This window comes from Pseudomonas sp. PAGU 2196 (genome assembly GCF_022179005.1).
GTDB classification, from domain to species: Bacteria; Pseudomonadota; Gammaproteobacteria; order Pseudomonadales; family Pseudomonadaceae; genus Aquipseudomonas; species Aquipseudomonas kermanshahensis.
Genome location: NZ_BNTL01000065.1, coordinates 1 through 519, shown reverse-complemented (window position 1 = coordinate 519; position 519 = coordinate 1). Strand labels below are relative to the sequence as shown.

The 519-nt window shown below is 68.6% G+C and carries 1 protein-coding gene; it reads left to right on the top strand.

Going from position 1 to position 519, the window contains the following annotated elements; genetic code table 11:
* On the top strand, positions 1–519 hold a 519-nt coding region (locus tag MFF34_RS27910; RefSeq protein WP_238217820.1), incomplete at both ends, for a type II secretion system protein J.

Below are 519 nucleotides of genomic sequence, written 5' to 3'. Positions count from 1 at the left end.
AAGCGGCAGCAGGCAGGCCTGACCCTGATCGAACTGATGGTGGCCCTGGCCCTCACCGCGCTGCTCGGCGTCATGCTGGCAGCGTTGGTCAATGGCTGGCTGAAGGTGCGTGAGCGGTTGCAGGTGAGCAGCCAGGAGGCGTCGGTGCTGGATTTCTGCCTGGCCCTGGAGCGGCGCTTCGACAGCCCGGTCCTGCGCCGGGTGTATGACCAGCGATTGCCCTTGCCCGGCCGTTGGTTCGACTGGCAAGCGACGAGCGGCCAACTGCTGTGGGTGGCGGCGACAGGCTTGCCGGAGGCCGAAGGCGGGTCGCGTTTGCAGCGCCAACGTCTGCGCTTCGAGGCGCGTGAGCAACGCCTGCTACTGGAAACCTCGGCGGACCTGTATGCCGCCTCGGCGCCGCGCTGGGTGCTGCGTGAACAGCTAGGGCGGGTGAGCGCGATGAACATCCTTTACCACCAGGGTGGCCGCTGGCTGCCCTGGCCTTCCGACCAACCCGCGCACCCCGGCCGTGGCGTG